Source organism: Nostoc foliaceum FACHB-393 (genome assembly GCF_014698505.1).
Lineage (GTDB): Bacteria > Cyanobacteriota > Cyanobacteriia > Cyanobacteriales > Nostocaceae > Nostoc > Nostoc foliaceum_A.
On sequence record NZ_JACJTD010000020.1, the window covers coordinates 102154 to 117087 of the forward strand.

The 14934-nt window shown below is 38.4% G+C and carries 17 protein-coding genes; 11 read left to right on the forward strand and 6 right to left on the reverse strand.

The features are described 5' to 3' along the window. Nucleotides 1–18: 18 nt before the first annotated feature. The 3 genes from H6G92_RS17920 to H6G92_RS17930 are packed head-to-tail and all read left to right on the forward strand — an operon-like array spanning nt 19 to nt 990. Nucleotides 19–318 carry a 2Fe-2S iron-sulfur cluster-binding protein gene (locus H6G92_RS17920; RefSeq protein WP_190894987.1) on the forward strand — a complete coding sequence of 100 codons (300 nt, stop codon included), beginning with the start codon at nt 19–21 and terminating at the stop codon, nt 316–318. Between the two features lie 31 nt (nt 319–349). Then, nucleotides 350–595: a type II toxin-antitoxin system Phd/YefM family antitoxin gene (locus H6G92_RS17925; RefSeq protein ID WP_190894988.1), complete on the forward strand. Its 246-nt coding sequence runs from the start codon at nt 350–352 to the stop codon at nt 593–595. Beyond that, nucleotides 592–990, forward strand: coding sequence for a type II toxin-antitoxin system VapC family toxin (locus H6G92_RS17930; RefSeq protein ID WP_190894989.1), 399 nt, complete (start codon nt 592–594; stop codon nt 988–990). Before H6G92_RS17925 ends, H6G92_RS17930 begins: the two co-directional genes overlap by 4 nt. 18 nt (nt 991–1008) lie before the next feature. Here H6G92_RS17930 and H6G92_RS17935 read toward each other — a convergent pair whose 3' ends face one another. Then, a complete protein-coding gene (locus H6G92_RS17935) occupies nt 1009–1791 on the reverse strand; it encodes a hypothetical protein (RefSeq protein ID WP_190894990.1) in 783 nt (260 codons plus the stop codon). Beyond that, on the reverse strand, nt 1788–2207 hold the full coding sequence (locus H6G92_RS17940; RefSeq protein WP_190894991.1) for a mCpol domain-containing protein: 420 nt from the start codon (nt 2205–2207) through the stop codon (nt 1788–1790). The genes H6G92_RS17935 and H6G92_RS17940 overlap by 4 nt, the downstream gene beginning before the upstream one ends. A gap of 81 nt (nt 2208–2288) precedes the next feature. On the opposite strand from H6G92_RS17940, the gene H6G92_RS17945 reads away from it, so the two are divergent. From H6G92_RS17945 to H6G92_RS17960, 4 genes are all read left to right on the forward strand, one after another. Beyond that, nucleotides 2289–3311 carry an aromatic ring-hydroxylating dioxygenase subunit alpha gene (locus tag H6G92_RS17945; RefSeq protein ID WP_190894992.1) on the forward strand — a complete coding sequence of 341 codons (1023 nt, stop codon included), beginning with the start codon at nt 2289–2291 and terminating at the stop codon, nt 3309–3311. 174 nt (nt 3312–3485) lie between these two features. Further along, nucleotides 3486–4238: a sterol desaturase family protein gene (locus H6G92_RS17950; protein ID WP_190894993.1), complete on the forward strand. Its 753-nt coding sequence runs from the start codon at nt 3486–3488 to the stop codon at nt 4236–4238. After that, nucleotides 4235–4843, forward strand: coding sequence for a DapH/DapD/GlmU-related protein (locus tag H6G92_RS17955; RefSeq protein WP_190894994.1), 609 nt, complete (start codon nt 4235–4237; stop codon nt 4841–4843). Before H6G92_RS17950 ends, H6G92_RS17955 begins: the two co-directional genes overlap by 4 nt. Then, nucleotides 4843–6357, forward strand: coding sequence for a GH3 family domain-containing protein (locus tag H6G92_RS17960; RefSeq protein WP_190894995.1), 1515 nt, complete (start codon nt 4843–4845; stop codon nt 6355–6357). The genes H6G92_RS17955 and H6G92_RS17960 overlap by 1 nt, the downstream gene beginning before the upstream one ends. A 205-nt stretch (nt 6358–6562) precedes the next feature. On the opposite strand, the gene H6G92_RS17965 is transcribed toward H6G92_RS17960, so the two are convergent. Beyond that, on the reverse strand, nt 6563–7351 hold the full coding sequence (locus H6G92_RS17965; RefSeq protein ID WP_190894996.1) for a tryptophan-rich sensory protein: 789 nt from the start codon (nt 7349–7351) through the stop codon (nt 6563–6565). Nucleotides 7352–7909: 558 nt separating this feature from the next. Between H6G92_RS17965 and H6G92_RS17970 the strand changes: the two genes are divergently transcribed. Further along, complete coding sequence (locus tag H6G92_RS17970; protein ID WP_190894997.1) at nt 7910–8164, forward strand: hypothetical protein; 255 nt, start codon at nt 7910–7912, stop codon at nt 8162–8164. 101 nt (nt 8165–8265) lie between these two features. Here the strand turns inward: H6G92_RS17970 and H6G92_RS17975 are convergent, their stop codons facing one another. From H6G92_RS17975 to H6G92_RS17985, 3 genes are all read right to left on the reverse strand, one after another. Then, complete coding sequence (locus H6G92_RS17975; RefSeq protein WP_190894998.1) at nt 8266–8406, reverse strand: hypothetical protein; 141 nt, start codon at nt 8404–8406, stop codon at nt 8266–8268. A gap of 71 nt (nt 8407–8477) precedes the next feature. Next, nucleotides 8478–8669 (reverse strand): DUF2949 domain-containing protein, encoded by a 192-nt coding sequence (locus H6G92_RS17980; protein WP_390625486.1) that lies wholly within the window; start codon nt 8667–8669, stop codon nt 8478–8480. Nucleotides 8670–8975: 306 nt separating this feature from the next. Continuing rightward, entirely contained in the window at nt 8976–10988 is a 2013-nt protein-coding gene (locus tag H6G92_RS17985) for an alpha-amylase family glycosyl hydrolase (protein WP_190895000.1), read from the reverse strand. A gap of 314 nt (nt 10989–11302) precedes the next feature. Between H6G92_RS17985 and H6G92_RS17990 the strand changes: the two genes are divergently transcribed. The 3 genes from H6G92_RS17990 to H6G92_RS18000 all read left to right on the forward strand — a co-directional run bounded on the left by H6G92_RS17990 (nt 11303) and on the right by H6G92_RS18000 (nt 14368). After that, complete coding sequence (locus H6G92_RS17990; RefSeq protein WP_190895001.1) at nt 11303–11731, forward strand: KTSC domain-containing protein; 429 nt, start codon at nt 11303–11305, stop codon at nt 11729–11731. Nucleotides 11732–12122: 391 nt separating this feature from the next. After that, on the forward strand, nt 12123–12608 hold the full coding sequence (locus H6G92_RS17995) for a molybdenum cofactor biosynthesis protein MoaE (RefSeq protein WP_242059184.1): 486 nt from the start codon (nt 12123–12125) through the stop codon (nt 12606–12608). Nucleotides 12609–12979: 371 nt separating this feature from the next. Beyond that, nucleotides 12980–14368 carry a DUF2079 domain-containing protein gene (locus tag H6G92_RS18000; protein ID WP_190895003.1) on the forward strand — a complete coding sequence of 463 codons (1389 nt, stop codon included), beginning with the start codon at nt 12980–12982 and terminating at the stop codon, nt 14366–14368. Nucleotides 14369–14934: the final 566 nt, after the last annotated feature.

The following is a 14934-nucleotide window of genomic DNA, read 5'->3' on the forward strand; positions in this document are numbered from 1 at the left end:
GTAAAATTATTGCGTATTATGGCTGATTTGTGTAAGATATCGTTTCCGGGAAGTGATTTTGTTACTATCACTCTGGAATGTCATCAAAGTTTGTCTGAACATCTCACGATTCAGAATTCACCTGTTTTGTTTGGTTGTCGGACTGGTATTTGTGGCACTTGTTTGGTTGAGGTTATTGGTGATATTTTTCCTCCCCAACCTGATGAACAGGAAATGTTGGAGATATTAGCAGCTAATCATCCTCATGCGCGATTAGCTTGTCAGCTTGATGTTACAGGTAATGTTGAAATTCGTAAGCTGGAAGGTGAATTTGGTTAAACTTAGTTTAAAGACTTAGTTAAATAAAATTATGGAAACTGTAAATATCCATCAAGCTGAAACGAATCTCTCACAGCTTTTGTTGCGGGTAGAGCATGGAGAAGAAATCATTATTTCTGACAGAGGCATTCCCATTGCGAAGTTAGTTCCGTTTCGCACTTTATCAAATCGCCGCGATAGTTTAGGACAAGATAAAGGGCGTTTTGTAGTGCCAGAGGACTTTAACGCCCCTTTACCAGATGAGATGTTAGCAGCATTTGAGGGCGGTGAGGAGTGAAACTTTTGCTAGATACGCAGTGTTGGTTATGGTGGTTTGCACAACCAGAGCGTTTGAATGAGGAGGTGATCGCACACATTGCCGATGAAAACAATGAATTATGGTTATCAGTTGCCAGTATTTGGGAAATAGGTATAAAAGTTGCCATCGGTAAGTTACCACTGCCAGATCCTTTAGACAGTTATATTTCTAGTCGGATGGCACAGTTGGGAATGCGATCGCTGGAAATTACAGCGTCTCATGCTTTACAAGCGGCTGCTTTACCATTGCATCATCGAGATCCTTTTGACAGAATGTTGATTGCACAGGCTCAGATAGAAGAAATGACGCTTGTAAGTGCCGATTCAATGTTCAATAAATACGATATTTCTCTGGTGTGGGCTACCAAATCGTGAATATTTTTACGTAATCTTTTAAGTACGTATAGGAAAGTAAATGAGGAAAAATGAAATAATTCCCAATACGGTTCCGACAGTACTCATAGCTTGTGCAAACACACTACTGAAACCAAGAATAGAAATCGCTGCAAGTGTTAAACCTATAAATAAAACAGTACCAAATATCGAAACCAACAAAGGAGTTGTTCTGATCAAGACTGATTTAGTACTCTCCTTAAATATCGGTGTTGAGACTAAATTAGTATAGTTATATTTTTTACTATCTTCTAATTCATGAATAAGTGTTTTCCAAGGCTTATCGAAATCAGGCTTTACTAATAATTCAAACGTATATAAACTATTAATATTTTCAAGCAAAGAACAAGCAAATATATCTCCTATATAAACTTTGGATACTGCTGTAACATCAATAATTAAGTCTTTATTTTTTTTAAGTAATGATATGTATTGTCTTAAGTCGAGATATTGAATTCTTTCAACTTTCCAATCGATATTATCTGATAAACAAAAGCTATACTTTGCTTTCAATCTAGAAAATTCATCAGGATTGTAAACAGTATCAAGGGAAACAACTGTATCTTTACGATCACCAATGTAGTACTTGTAACAACCGATTGAAAGGTTCTGAATTAAGTTATAAACATTTGTTCGCAACAAATTTAGTTTAACTTGTTCAGTTTGACTATCTTCAACCTGAACAAATATGATCTTCTTTGTGCCTTCTTCAATACAACGGACAATTGAATTAAGATATTGATCTGGTCTATCAGTAGTTACGAAAATATATAGTGCTTTCAATTCTGACCTCCACCAAAACTAATTACGCATCCCTTACCTGATACTTTTGCTTTTCTTAAAGAAATTAATGCCTCAACTGATGTACTACCAATGCCAAATGACATTGTTTTTCCAGTTTCTTTAAGAAACAAATATGAATAGGAAGTCAGAATTTCAATTATATTTAAATCTGCTGAAACAGTGAAACATATATCATCACCAGCAACGTAAACTAAAGAAGCATGAATTTCCCTCTCTGCTAGTTCCGCTATATTTTCAAGAGTTACTTTTACTTTGGACGAAAACTGACTAGCTTCTTCAAGATTGTCTGAAAGTAGATAAAAATCAATTACATCACCGATGTTATCGCCATCACCTATACAGATTAGTGAGTTTTTGTACACGCTATCTCTTGAAACTCCTCGCTGAAAACTCATCAACTACCTGACAATAATATACAGCAATGCAGTTCTACTCAAGACATTGCCATAATTTAAATACGATCGCTCCCACCCACTATGCAATTTGCAGATTTTTGGTATATTGTCGCACTCAGCGAACAGTTACAACCTAACAAGGTATTATCACGCACCGTTTTAGGGGAATGGTTAGCGATATTTCGCGGTGAAGATGGACAACCCGTAGCTTTGCGCGATCGCTGTTTACACCGCAATAGCCGTCTATCATCAGGTAAAATCTGTAACGGTGCTTTACAATGTCCCTATCATGGCTGGGTATATGACGGAGTTGGAAACGTTATTGCAGTTCCAGCCGAAGGAGATGATTTCAAAGCTTCCCCACAGCGTCGAGCCAAGTGTTACGCTACCAAAGAACAGGATGGCTATGTTTATGTGCGGTTAGCCGATACCCCAAGCGTTAATTTTGAACCCTTTTCTATGCCTCACTACGGAGAAACAGGATGGGAGACGGTGCGGGTAATTAACCGTTTTGCTAACAACGTGACTAATTGTGCGGAGAACTTTATTGATATTCCCCATACGGCTTTTGTTCATCCTGGTGTTTTCCGTACTTCCCGCCAACAAAAGTTAGAGATGACTGTAGAACGCTGCAATGGTTCGGTTTTGGTGGAGTATCGCAACGAAAACAATAATTTGGGATGGTACAGCCGTTTTCTGAATTTGCAGGGTGCAGAGATTAAACATAGCGATCGCTTTTATATGCCAAACATTACCTCTGTAGAGTATAAGATGGCACATAATCGCCATTTGTTCATTACCAGTCAATCTATTCCAGAAACCGATAATTCAACTCTCGTTTACACCGATGTCACCTATAACTACGGTATCTGGAATAAATTAGCACGTCCCTTTGTGCGGTGGACTGCTCAACACATTATCCGCCAAGACGTGGAAATTTTGGGTATTCAGGGAGAAGCGATCGCTAAATACGGGACACAATTTTATAATACGCCTGCGGACACAATTCATATATTTGTAGAGTCAATTATGGCAGCTATATCTCGTGGAGAAGATCCGCGTTTATTGCCAAATCAATCTGTAAAAGTTACATTTTGGGTTTGAAAATAATTCGTAATTACCCCCCTTAATCCCCCCTTGTAAAGGGGGGAGATTGGAAAATCCGGTTTCCTCCCCTTATAAAGGGGAGAGATCGGAAAATCCAGTTCCCTCCCCTTTATAAGGGGAGGGTTAGGGTGGGGTAAAACCCATGTTTAAAATCACTGTGAGTAATCAGAAGTGGAAATACAAAACTTTGCACAACTACTAATTTTTGCTGCTTTTATCGGATTAGTTGGTTGGACTCTTAGCAATCAGCTTGGACGAACTCAACTCAAAGTTAAAAGTCGTGAAGATTGGTTGCTAGATGGTACAGGATTAACGATTCAAGGAATTTTAATTCCCTTACTACAAGCTACTTTAGTTTATGGGCTTTATCAATATTTACTACCGACTCAACAAGGATATTTAAAAGTATCATTAGTTCCGGCTTTTATTATCAGTTTTGTTGTAGTTGATTATTTATATTATTGGAATCATCGTTTATTACATACTAAATTGTTGTGGAAAGTTCATCAAGTTCATCATACTGTTACTCAGATGGATGTATTAGGAACTTCTCGCAACACACTTTGGACAAGCTTGTTAATTATATATTTATGGATACACACTTTATTTGTATATCTGTTAGCCGATCCCACAGGTTATTTACTTGGAGTCAGTCTAACTTCTGCCTTAGATTTGTGGCGACATAGCCGCTTGATAATTCCTGAAAGTAGCTGGTTTTATCAATTTTTATCTTCTTGGTTAATCTTACCACAGGATCATGCTTGGCATCATTGCCGCGAAGTCCACAATTATAACTATGGGGCTAATCTGAAAATTTGGGATAAGTTACATGGAACATATTATGAAAGCAAAAATTTGCCATCTATAATCGGAATTCCTAGCTCATTAAACTTGTTTCAAAAACTTTTCTTCCCATTTTCATGACAGTTATAAGTAAAATTCTTTCCTTTTTTCCCACCTTTATATTATTGCTAACTGGGGCAGCAATAGTCTACCTCGCCTATTCACCCAATATCTTCAGCATTCTGGCGGTGTTCCTTTCTATTTATGGGCTACCAGTGCTAGTTTACCGCTTGCATAAACGGCTTTATCCTGTGCAGGAAGGTATTAGTTATTTACAAAATAAAGAATATAGTCCCTGGTGGGGTAGTCATCAAATCCAGGTAATTTATATTGCAATTCCGGTGTTGGAAGCAGTGCTGCGACTGATTCCGGGGGTGTTTTCCTGTTGGTTGCGATTGTGGGGTGCTAAAGTGGGGCGAGATGTATACTGGACAACAAGATTGGAGATTGCCGATCGCAGTTTATTAGAAATTGGCGATCGCGTCGTTATCGGGCATGGTGTCGGTATCTATTCTCACGTCATTAAACCCCGTAAGCAAAATTTAATGTTGTATGTCAAAAAAGTCAAGATTGGCAGCAATGTTTTTGTGGGAGCCGGATCTAATCTTGCTCCCGGTGTAATCATTGGCGATGGTTCTTATTTACCAGCAGCCACCAAGCTTTATCCTAATCAAAAGGTGCAATAATGCGTCCGATTATTCAGCTTTTTGGGCAAATCCTCGCGCCAACTGCGAGGCGATTTCATCAAGCTTTGGATAACCCAGAGTTAATGCAGATATCTGTACAAAAGGAAATTTGCGATCGCTTAATCAAGAGTGAGTATGGCAAAACTTTGGGGATTCATTCTATAGACGATTGGCAGCGTGTGCCAATTGTAGATTATGATACACTCGAACCCTGCTTAATTCAGAAACAGCAGCAAATTTCCCTCACACCAGAACCCATTTTGTTCTACGAAAAAACCTCTGGTAGTAGTGGGGCGGTAAAATGGATTCCTTATACTCAATCTTTGCGGCGATCGTTTAATCAAATGTTCTGTGTATGGGCGCATGATTTGATTGTACACGGGCCGAAATTCTCCACAGGGAAGCTTTATGCTTGTATATCGCCGCAATTAAATGTAGCTGATAGCCAAACTTTACAGGATGATTTAGATTACTTAGACGGCTGGTTACGTTGGTTTTTGCGTCCTTGGTTGGTGATGCCAAATAAACTTAATCGGCTGCATGAAGCGAATTTGTTTAAACATCAACTGGCTTTGGCATTATTAGAGGCTGAGAAATTAGAAATTATCTCTATTTGGAGTCCTAGTTTTCTACAAGTACATTTAAAATATATTCAAGAAAATCAGGATTTATTGCAAGGAGAATTACACAACCGGATTTCACATAATCGCCTAAAACTTTTTAGCGAAAGTAATATTCCCTGGATGCAACTCTGGCCAAATTTGAAGCTGATTTCTTGCTGGGATAGCGCCAATGCAGCAGATCAAGCGCAAGGATTAAGATTAAAATTTCCAGATGTATTAATTCAAGGTAAAGGACTACTAGCAACGGAAGCCCCAATAACGATTCCGTTGATTGTAGCTGGGGGATGTGTGCCGATTCTCGATGAAGTGTTTTTCGAGTTCGAGGATGAGACTGGTTCCTTGCATGGCTTACATGAACTCAACATTGGCAAGGAATACACGATTATTTTATCGCAGAAAGGGGGTTTGTATCGTTATCGAATTGGCGATCGCATTCGGGTAACTCATTACTATCGCCACACTCCCTGTTTAGAGTTTCTCGGACGACATCAAACTATTAGCGATTTGGTGGGCGAAAAGTTGCAAGAAACCTTTGTAAATAATGCTCTTACTCTGTTGAACTTGCAAGAAACTAATTTTAAAAGTTTGATGCCCATTGCCGATCCTCCACACTATATTTTATTATTAGATTCTGCAAAAGAAAGCCCGGAAATTATTGCTCAAAAACTGGATCAGGCTTTATCAGAATCACATCATTACAAGAGAGCGCGAACCATCGGTCAACTTGCACCACCACAGGTTTTAATCTCTAGTCAAATTCCTCAAGTGTTAGTTTCCCATCGTATCCGCACTGGAAGTATTTGGGGAGGTATTAAGCATCCAATTCTGGCAAAATTACCCATTAGCACTGAACTTTTACAAGAATTGAAGTTGGAAATTACCCAGAAATAGCTCACCAAGTAAGCTGTTAAGCATTTTATTTGCACATTGAGATCGCAGGGGGGCAGGGGGCTGGGGGGTTAGGTTTTTAATTACTGAATCGATGCTCTAGTACAGCACGACGTAAATAAACTACCCATTCGAAATGTCCGAAACCATAGCAAAAACGTAATTACAAATTAATTTACCGTAGCGGTAGCGAGTCCGCCGGGAGCAATTAAATATGTTCTTGTTGGCTGCTCCTGATCTGCATCGTAGCCATCAAAACCAGGACAATTGCCAAAACCAACGCGGTATTTCTGAGTATTGAATTATCAGAGTGCTTGAGTGCGATCGCCACAAGTGCCCAGAGTATTACTCCTGTATAAGCGATATCTCGACGCTGGATGACTATAACTGCTGCAACGGCTGTTGCGATCAATAACATGATGAGAGTCCATATTACAGCAGAAATCCCCCACCCGTTCCACCCCTGAAAAGACAAGGCACACGCTACGTTGACAATGGTCGCCACGCTAATCCAGCCTAGATAAATGCTGATAGGAAAGTGAACACACCATTTCTTGAGCCGAGGTACACGCTTGTTGCCAATTTCTAACTGCACATAAACAGCAATCAGGGGCAATAGAATAAACAGCATTGCAATTACAGAAAGCGCAAAAAGCCGAGACAAAAACAGATAAACCCAGATACTTTGAGCAACACAGGCAATCACCAACAGATAACCTGTCTTACGAAAATCAGGCTCATGTCGTTGTTCAGGTAGAGCTTGGTATACCCCAAAAGCAAACAACCCAAGGTAAATCAGACCCCAGATAGCAAAGGCGTAATTGGCAGGGATAATCAGGACATTTTTAAATAAAGTATTGGAAATTTCCCCTATGCTGAGTCCATTGAGCGGAAAAACGTTCGATACTACATTGATAATGAAAGCACCAAAGATTGCAGCCAAAGTAACAAGCTGCCGCCAAAAATCTCGGTAATTGCTAGAGTTGGACTGCTGCATAGGATATTAACTCATATCTTTTATGCTTTTAGCTTACATCTGAAAAAGATCGATGCCTAAGGCACAAGAAGTCAACGAGGATGCGTGACCATATTCTCTGTGTCAACTGGAGCACTCTACCTGTTCTAATGCTGGATCGACCAAAATCACCGTTTTAGTCCCTAAACCTGTAATCAAATGAGTATATGTACTTATTTATGGTTCAAAGAGTTGTTGAAATAACATGATGCATAACTCTAGATGAAATTGTTTTATTATCTAGATGTCGATCAAAATAGACTTGTCGCCTAATAAACTTTTTGAGTTTTTCGAGCGAGGCAGAACAAGGGTTTCAGATACTAATTTTTTATAAACCTACAAGTCTAATGAACTTATGTAATATTTGAGCTTTCTCACAAGTTCCTCACAATCTTTACCTAACATTTGAGTAAAGCTAACTCAATGGTAGAGGTATGACCTTTATCCTCTCAAATACATAATTTACCGATACCAAAGGATTTTGATTAGCTGACTTGTGATTTCTTCGCTCAATTTTATCGAGTTCAAGAGGAATGAAAAATGAGTTTAGAAACTTACCAGAAAGAAGTAGAACACCTGGGAGAATCGCAGGGTCTTAAAGACCACGACCACGATCTGGTTCACGATCTGAGTCGAAGACTCGATGCCCTATGGCGGTATGACCAATATTTTGCTAATGCTGAGGGGTATGATTCAGTACAAGCCTTTTGGAGAAAGGTTAAGGAACAAGAGAAGCAAAACATAGTGGAGTTAAAGAAACTACTCTCGGAACATATTAGGCTTGGTGATTTCTAGGAGTGTTTTCAAAAAGCCTCAATAAAGCTACTTTTCCTGTTATTAACTGAGGAGACAGTTATTTTCAGAGGGGGCTAAAGGCTTTCATCTGTTCAAATTCTTTAGCCCGTTTTTGTATTTGGTTGCCAATGCGATCGCAAATTCCTCCCGTTACGATTAGTTAATTGTTTACTTATTTTGGGGTTTGATAGCGATCGCACTTCCCGGAATTTGGAATGATCGAGTGGGCAAGGAAGAGTCACCTTGCTCCTGGTGGGCTTTCTGCTCTAATTGCTGTAATTTTCTAACTTTGTTGCCAGTTTGAAGTAGCAGCTTATACTGTTTCCAACCAATCAAAAATTTGGGCTAACTGATCCAGTGTTACCAGCCCATATTGCCAGAGGGTCATAGCTAGAAAGTTGGGGGTATGCTCACAATGCCGCAAAGCAAGAGAAATTGCTCCACCAGAAATACCCAACTCTTCCTCTAAAAAATGCACCAATTGATCTGTAGCTTTCATAGCCATGTTAAATAATGTTAATTAAGTTTTATTTTGTCTCAGCAATGCTTCTAGCATTTTCTTATTTATGTAGCTAAACTTAACAATTAAATTAATCTTTGGGAACTAACAAGCAAATACGGTTTACCGTACTCAAAGAATTAACACCACTCGAAAGGAGAAAACTTTAGCCAAGAGAACGCCGTTAAAGAAGATGCAGACATTGGTAACCACCGAGATACGTACAAAATGGGACACATTGTAAAATGAAGAATGCTGAGGATTTTCTACTTTACTCAGCACTCAGATCCCTCAATGTCCCATGCCCAATCCTCAAACTAGAGCATATACCTTAGCTTCCCAAGGTACGATGCCTTCTCTGCCTACCCAGTCTGGTGGAACTATCCTTTCTTGAGTGATTTCTTTCCACTGTTTACCGACTGGGGTAGCGGGCCAATTTGGGACTCTATACTCAGAAGCAGGAGGAGTACCATAGTCAGAAAAGTTTGCTACTACAACTACTAACTCATCAGCTTTGTTACCACGTTGCCAGACTAAAACTCGTTTGCCTTCATTGAAGTCAATATGAATGAACTGGGTATCATTCACAGCTAAAGCATTAGAAGTCTTGCGGAAGCGGACTAATCTTGCAACGTATTGGAATATGCGTTGTCGCCAATCTTCGCTTAGACGGTCGAAGTTAACTGGGTCAATTTGTTTGCGATTACTATGATCATCGCTGATGTCTAAATCTTGTTGGTCGGCAAATTCATCACCAGCTAGAATCATGGGAATTCCTACGGCGGTGAGCAAGCTGACAAATCCTAATTTAATGCGTTCTTCTGTCAGCTTCACGCCATTATTAACCAAATAGTTGAAGAGACGCTCGTTACCATAACCGCCGATATCATGGGAAGTTAGGTAATTTACTGCTTGTGAACCATCTCTAAAGCCTAAGTTGCGGCAATCAATGAGTTTGCGGACACTCCATTCAAAGCTAGGTTCATCCCAGGCGTTCTTACCTAGAATTACCTGCCGGAAGATTTGCTTAAATTTTTCATTCCATAATCCATCTAGACGATTTTGTTGGATAAGCGCTAGTGGTACACTTAATTCTTCTCCAACAACCAAGAAGCGAGACGCTTCCGCTTCGCTAACGTCGCTTCCCCCTCTTTCATTCCATAGATTACGTGCAAAATCCTTAAATTCTTGTAAAAAGTCGTAGTTGGCAACATTATTAACGCTATCCAACCGCAGACCGTCAACCCGATAAAATTCTAGCCAGTGGGCAATATGGACTTTTAAGTATTCCCGTGCTGGCACAAACCATGATTTTTGGCCAGTGATGGGGTGATAGCCTTCTACCCAATAGTTGTATTTAAATAAATCTCCGCCAAAACCATCTCTTGACCCTTGTTCTGGGTCACCACTGCCCCATTTAATGTAAAAATCCAGAAAATTCACATGATGGTAAGGGTTCTTCAGCGAGAATGCCATCACCACATCTATAAAAAAGCGCAACCCATTTTGATGAGCAGCTTTGATCAAATTCACTAAATCAGTTGTAGCTGTAGGTGCTGACTGATGATCTGGGCGTCCTAAATCGAAATCTGCGGCAAAATAATTCGCTGTGCCGTAACCCCACTCGTTAACATAGCTGCTATCTTCTGGGGGTAGTAGTTCGAGGGCGTTGACTCCGAGTTCTACAAGATGAGCGTGGTTATTCAAAGCATCGACTGTGGTAAAAGTTGGAGATTTTGCTTCTTTGACCAATAGTGCTAAAGCATCGCGGAATGTTCCGTTTCCTTCTTCAACACCAGATGGGCTATTCTTTGCCCAACGGGTAGGTAATTCGTAAATCACCAATTGATTGTTAGTTGGCAGTTCTTTTAAAGGAATATCGTCTTCCCAATTTACAGTTTGTCCTTCGGGATCGCAGGGAGTCAGTTCGCCATTGCGGTAAAGTATAACGCTTGCCGGATGATCTGGGCTAATTGTTACCCCCGATTCTAGCCGCTTGTTAGCAAATCTTCGATCTACAGTTGTTGCTGTCGGATCTGTAGCGTAGATAATTTGGTTAGCATTATCAGAATAGCCATCTGAGTTGCGGACTTTAAACCAGTAGAAGTAAACTTTTCCTTCGCTCAACCCCACTTCTTGAGCTGATACTTCCCACAGTTCAGGAAATTGAGTTGATTGACGAAGCGGAATTTCTCTAAATTTAGTTAATGGTTCCGGGTTGCTGGGAGGTGTGCTGCCAATGTAGAGAGTGGGAGATGGTTCAGAGGCACCGGGACGCCACAATACAAAGTGAGTCTTTTTGCGGCTCAGTAAATCAGTAGGCATTGGAAAAATCTCTAGTTGATGTAATTAAGTCATTTGTGGAGTTATTACACAACAGTCAGTTGCTATTCCAGATAATTGAGTTGAATTTTTTCAACCTGTAAATCTTATCGGACGTTTACTAGATAGTCGCACTACTCTACTAAAGCCAGACGTTAGTTTGAGAACGTCACCGCGTCTCTACACACCTAAAATTCTCGCTTGGTAAAAAACTTGACAGCGAGGTGTATTTTTAGTATATTTGTACTATAAATACACTTAAGTGTTGCATAAAACTTTAACACTCCCGACTACACCAACAGGAGAGCACAAAATAAATGAAGCTATCTAAGGTAGACTTGAGCAGTTTAATAGCGATCGCTCACTCTGATGGATATTTGCAGTTGTTGCTCGATCGAGGCGACGAACTGGAGTTTTTGGAAATACCGGCACCGATACAAGCTTATGAAGGATTGCAAGAACTGAACGAGGTTATCGCCGAAACGACTGCACTACCTTTTGAAGAGGAACCAATTGTCATGCTACCAGTTGTCTCCTCAATGGCCATGGCTGTAGGCTACGATCGCGACGAACATATTTTGCAAGTTGAGTTTCAAAGTGGAGCTGTTTATCAGTACTTAGGCGTAGACGAGGATACTTGGGAAGATTTACATTCCTGTGACTCAATTGGCAGCTTTTTCAATCAAGAGATTAAAGGCAGATATGACTGCGATCGTCTAGATCATCCAGATTATACTATTGACTAATAATTGTATGTAGGGTTTTCAATAATTCTTGCGTTGTGTAAGATTTAGCTAAAAAGGCTGTGTGTTCACCTGTTTTGTCGATTGGAACTTGTTCACTTGTTGCCAGTCCACTTACTTACAACAATAAGTTGTCTAATTACCAAGTGGCTAACAGTTTGCAGTGCTTCCACCTGTTTGGGACTGATTCAGCGTGGTATTAATTATACATTACTTTACATAGTTTAGATTTTCCTTGCCCACTTAATTTATGGAAAGAGATTTTTAAGCCTTGATTGCTTTTATCCTAAGAAATACTTGTTTTGCCTAAAGCATTAACAAGAGCAACTAAACATACACCAGCAGCGTTTTGTTCAGAGACAATAGAAAAAGCCCACATAATATGAACGCAGTTATGACGACTACACTTACCTCTGCTGTTAAACCAAGAGCCGAAGATAGTTTTGCCATTAGCTTTGCACCATTGTCTCTTGAAGAAATCTATGCCAAATCTGACGATCCAGCCAACGGTGCCGTGGTTGTGATGAGTGGCGTGGTTCGCAATCAAACTGATGGTAAACCTGTAATTGCTTTAGAGTATCAAGCTTACGAACCTATGGCATTACAGATATTTTATCAAATTGCTGCTGATATTCGCTTATCTACGTCTGATGTGAATCGGGTAGTGATTCATCATCGCACCGGACGTTTGCAAGTTGGAGAAATTAGTGTTTTAGTAGCAGTGGGTTGTCCTCATCGGAGTGAGGCGTTTGAAGCTTGCCAGTATGCTATTGATACCCTCAAGCACAATGCGCCCATATGGAAGAAAGAACATTGGCAAGATGGTTCTAGCCGTTGGGTAAGTATTGGTGCTTGCGAAACATTAGGAGAAAATTGTTAAGATTTCTGAGCTATTTTCTTCAAAGAAGTTCAATCTCTTGAAAAGGCAGTGATTCATTCAGCAATTAGCAAACTGATGTGTGCATAGATATAGCTCGTGGTAGACATCACTAGTTGCTGGATGACACTTTTTTAACTACAGTTAATAAGTAGAGTCCCATAATATATTTATTATTAAATATGATTTAAATAATGAGTTTTCAATGTTTATTACCATACACGGATTAATACTACTATAAGTTTATTCTCGGCTACGGTTTATTTCTTCTACTCTCTACCTTGATAAGTATTATTTAATAAGTTTCATTAACCTATTTTTTACTAAGTACTTTTGAATTAAACTAGTAACTTGATTGTTGTTTAATTATTAGTATGCAAAAAAAATTTGGTTATATTAGTTTTTTAATTTTCATAGGAACTTTTATCCTATTTATCTTTAGCAGTTTAAGACATTTTTTATTTAAATCCAACGCTCTTGATTTAGCTCTTTTTGACCAATGGGTATATTTAATTAGTCAGAATCTACCACCAATATCTTCTTTGTTTGGATTTCATGTGATAGGCGATCATGCAGCTTTTATATTATACCCTATAAGTTTACTATACAAAATTTATCCCAGTGTATATTGGTTGCTTTTAATTCAAGCTTTTGCTTTATCGGTTGGATGTCTACCTGTTTATTTGTTAAGCCTACAAGCTGGATTATCTATACCTTATTCAAGAGCAATTACTTTTTCTTATCTACTTTATCCTACTTTATTTAATAGTAATTTTTTTACTGATTTTCGTCCAGAAAGCATAGCAGTTCCTGCATTATTGTGGGCAATATGGGCAGCGATAGAGAAGTGTACTTATCAATTATTTTTTGCTATTGGTTTAGTTTTAATTTGTAAGGATAGCTTAAGTTTAACTGTAATAGCTTTTGGTATTTTTTTGTTGTTACAGCATAGAAAAGTCTATGGATTAGCTTGTAGTTTAATAGGGCTATTTTGGTACATTTTCACTATTGGTTATTTAACACCACTTTTAAGAGGTGGCCCAGCAGGGGGAGTTGTTTTTTATGCTTCTCTTGGTAGTACTCCCAAGGAAATAATCTTTAATACTATTAGTAATCCTAACTTAATTTTAGGAAAGTTTTTTTCTCCTAATGCATTATTTTATTATTTCCTTCTTTTATTACCAGTAATTATTGGATTACATTGGAAGCAAATAGTATTTGTAATACCTGCTTTACCAATGTTTTTATTAAATATTATTTCTGATTATGCAGCACAACGAGATTTAGTTCACCATTATTCATTACCGATTTTCCCTTTTATTATTGTATGGTTAATACATTCTATCAAGGAGTATAAACAAGAAAATAAAAAGCATTGGTTGAAACCTAAAATATTAATATTTTCTGCGATTATTTCTTTTTTGGTGTTAGCTAAATATGATTTTTTTATAACACGCTATTTACCAAATTTATCTAACCTACCTTTTCTATATGATGCGGTGAGTTTAGTTAAAACGAAGGAAAGTGTTTTAACAACATTTAATATTGCTCCCCATTTAAGTAACCGTCAAAATATTAAGTTAATTAATAAAGATTTGAAATTAGAAAAGGATAATGAAATTTTTAAATATATACTTATAGACTTAAACAATAATAATTTTGACTTTAATTCCAATTTAGTACTTCAGCTTAGAAGTAATTCTACTTACAAACTTATATATCAGTCTAACGGCGTTTATTTATTTAAGCTACCTCCAATTTAAGAACACATGCCTAGAAAAGTAATGCCACAATGTACTAGCTTTTTAGTATTAATCAAGATTTCACCTTTTAAACTTTAAATTTCTCAGAAGATAGTAATAGCGGTTCTCGTTTACGTGAGGTAGACCCGTAGGGGCACGGGCACTGCCGTGCCCCTACACCTGGCGATATAATCTTGTACCGCATCTGAGTGGGAATCGCTATATAGGCCTAGTATTTGATTTTTGAAAAGATACGTAGGGTGCGTTACGCTGTCGCTAACGCACCATTCTTAAGGCTTTGGTGCGTTACGGCTTACGCCTAACACACCCTACAAATACTTAGATTTTTTCAGAAATCAAATATGATTCCTATATCAACCACAAAGTGTCTTTGGGCAAATACTGTGATTTACTTTTAGTTCAAAAACGAACTGCGGTAATTTGCAATGTGTTTTTTGATTTGCGTGAAAAATCCGCAACTTTTTTTTATTTGTCCAAAATCTAAACCAAATAGTAATTTTTAATTCCCAAACACCTATTTAACAGAAATGTTTAATTTTTATTAAAAATATTTAAATTTGCAAAAC

Excerpts from the sequence above, each read along its gene's own strand:
- H6G92_RS17960 (WP_190894995.1), top strand. The coding sequence starts at position 4,843 with ATGCGTCCGATTATTCAGCTTTTTGGGCAAATCCTCGCGCCAACTGCG.
- H6G92_RS17940 (WP_190894991.1), bottom strand. The coding sequence starts at position 2,207 with ATGAGTTTTCAGCGAGGAGTTTCAAGAGATAGCGTGTACAAAAACTCA.
- H6G92_RS17970 (WP_190894997.1), top strand. The coding sequence starts at position 7,910 with ATGAGTTTAGAAACTTACCAGAAAGAAGTAGAACACCTGGGAGAATCG.
- H6G92_RS17925 (WP_190894988.1), top strand. The coding sequence starts at position 350 with ATGGAAACTGTAAATATCCATCAAGCTGAAACGAATCTCTCACAGCTT.
- H6G92_RS17920 (WP_190894987.1), top strand. The coding sequence starts at position 19 with ATGGCTGATTTGTGTAAGATATCGTTTCCGGGAAGTGATTTTGTTACT.
- H6G92_RS17990 (WP_190895001.1), top strand. The coding sequence starts at position 11,303 with ATGAAGCTATCTAAGGTAGACTTGAGCAGTTTAATAGCGATCGCTCAC.
- H6G92_RS17955 (WP_190894994.1), top strand. The coding sequence starts at position 4,235 with ATGACAGTTATAAGTAAAATTCTTTCCTTTTTTCCCACCTTTATATTA.
- H6G92_RS18000 (WP_190895003.1), top strand. The coding sequence starts at position 12,980 with ATGCAAAAAAAATTTGGTTATATTAGTTTTTTAATTTTCATAGGAACT.
- H6G92_RS17945 (WP_190894992.1), top strand. The coding sequence starts at position 2,289 with ATGCAATTTGCAGATTTTTGGTATATTGTCGCACTCAGCGAACAGTTA.
- H6G92_RS17995 (WP_242059184.1), top strand. The coding sequence starts at position 12,123 with ATGACGACTACACTTACCTCTGCTGTTAAACCAAGAGCCGAAGATAGT.
- H6G92_RS17980 (WP_390625486.1), bottom strand. The coding sequence starts at position 8,669 with ATGGCTATGAAAGCTACAGATCAATTGGTGCATTTTTTAGAGGAAGAG.
- H6G92_RS17965 (WP_190894996.1), bottom strand. The coding sequence starts at position 7,351 with ATGCAGCAGTCCAACTCTAGCAATTACCGAGATTTTTGGCGGCAGCTT.
- H6G92_RS17985 (WP_190895000.1), bottom strand. The coding sequence starts at position 10,988 with ATGCCTACTGATTTACTGAGCCGCAAAAAGACTCACTTTGTATTGTGG.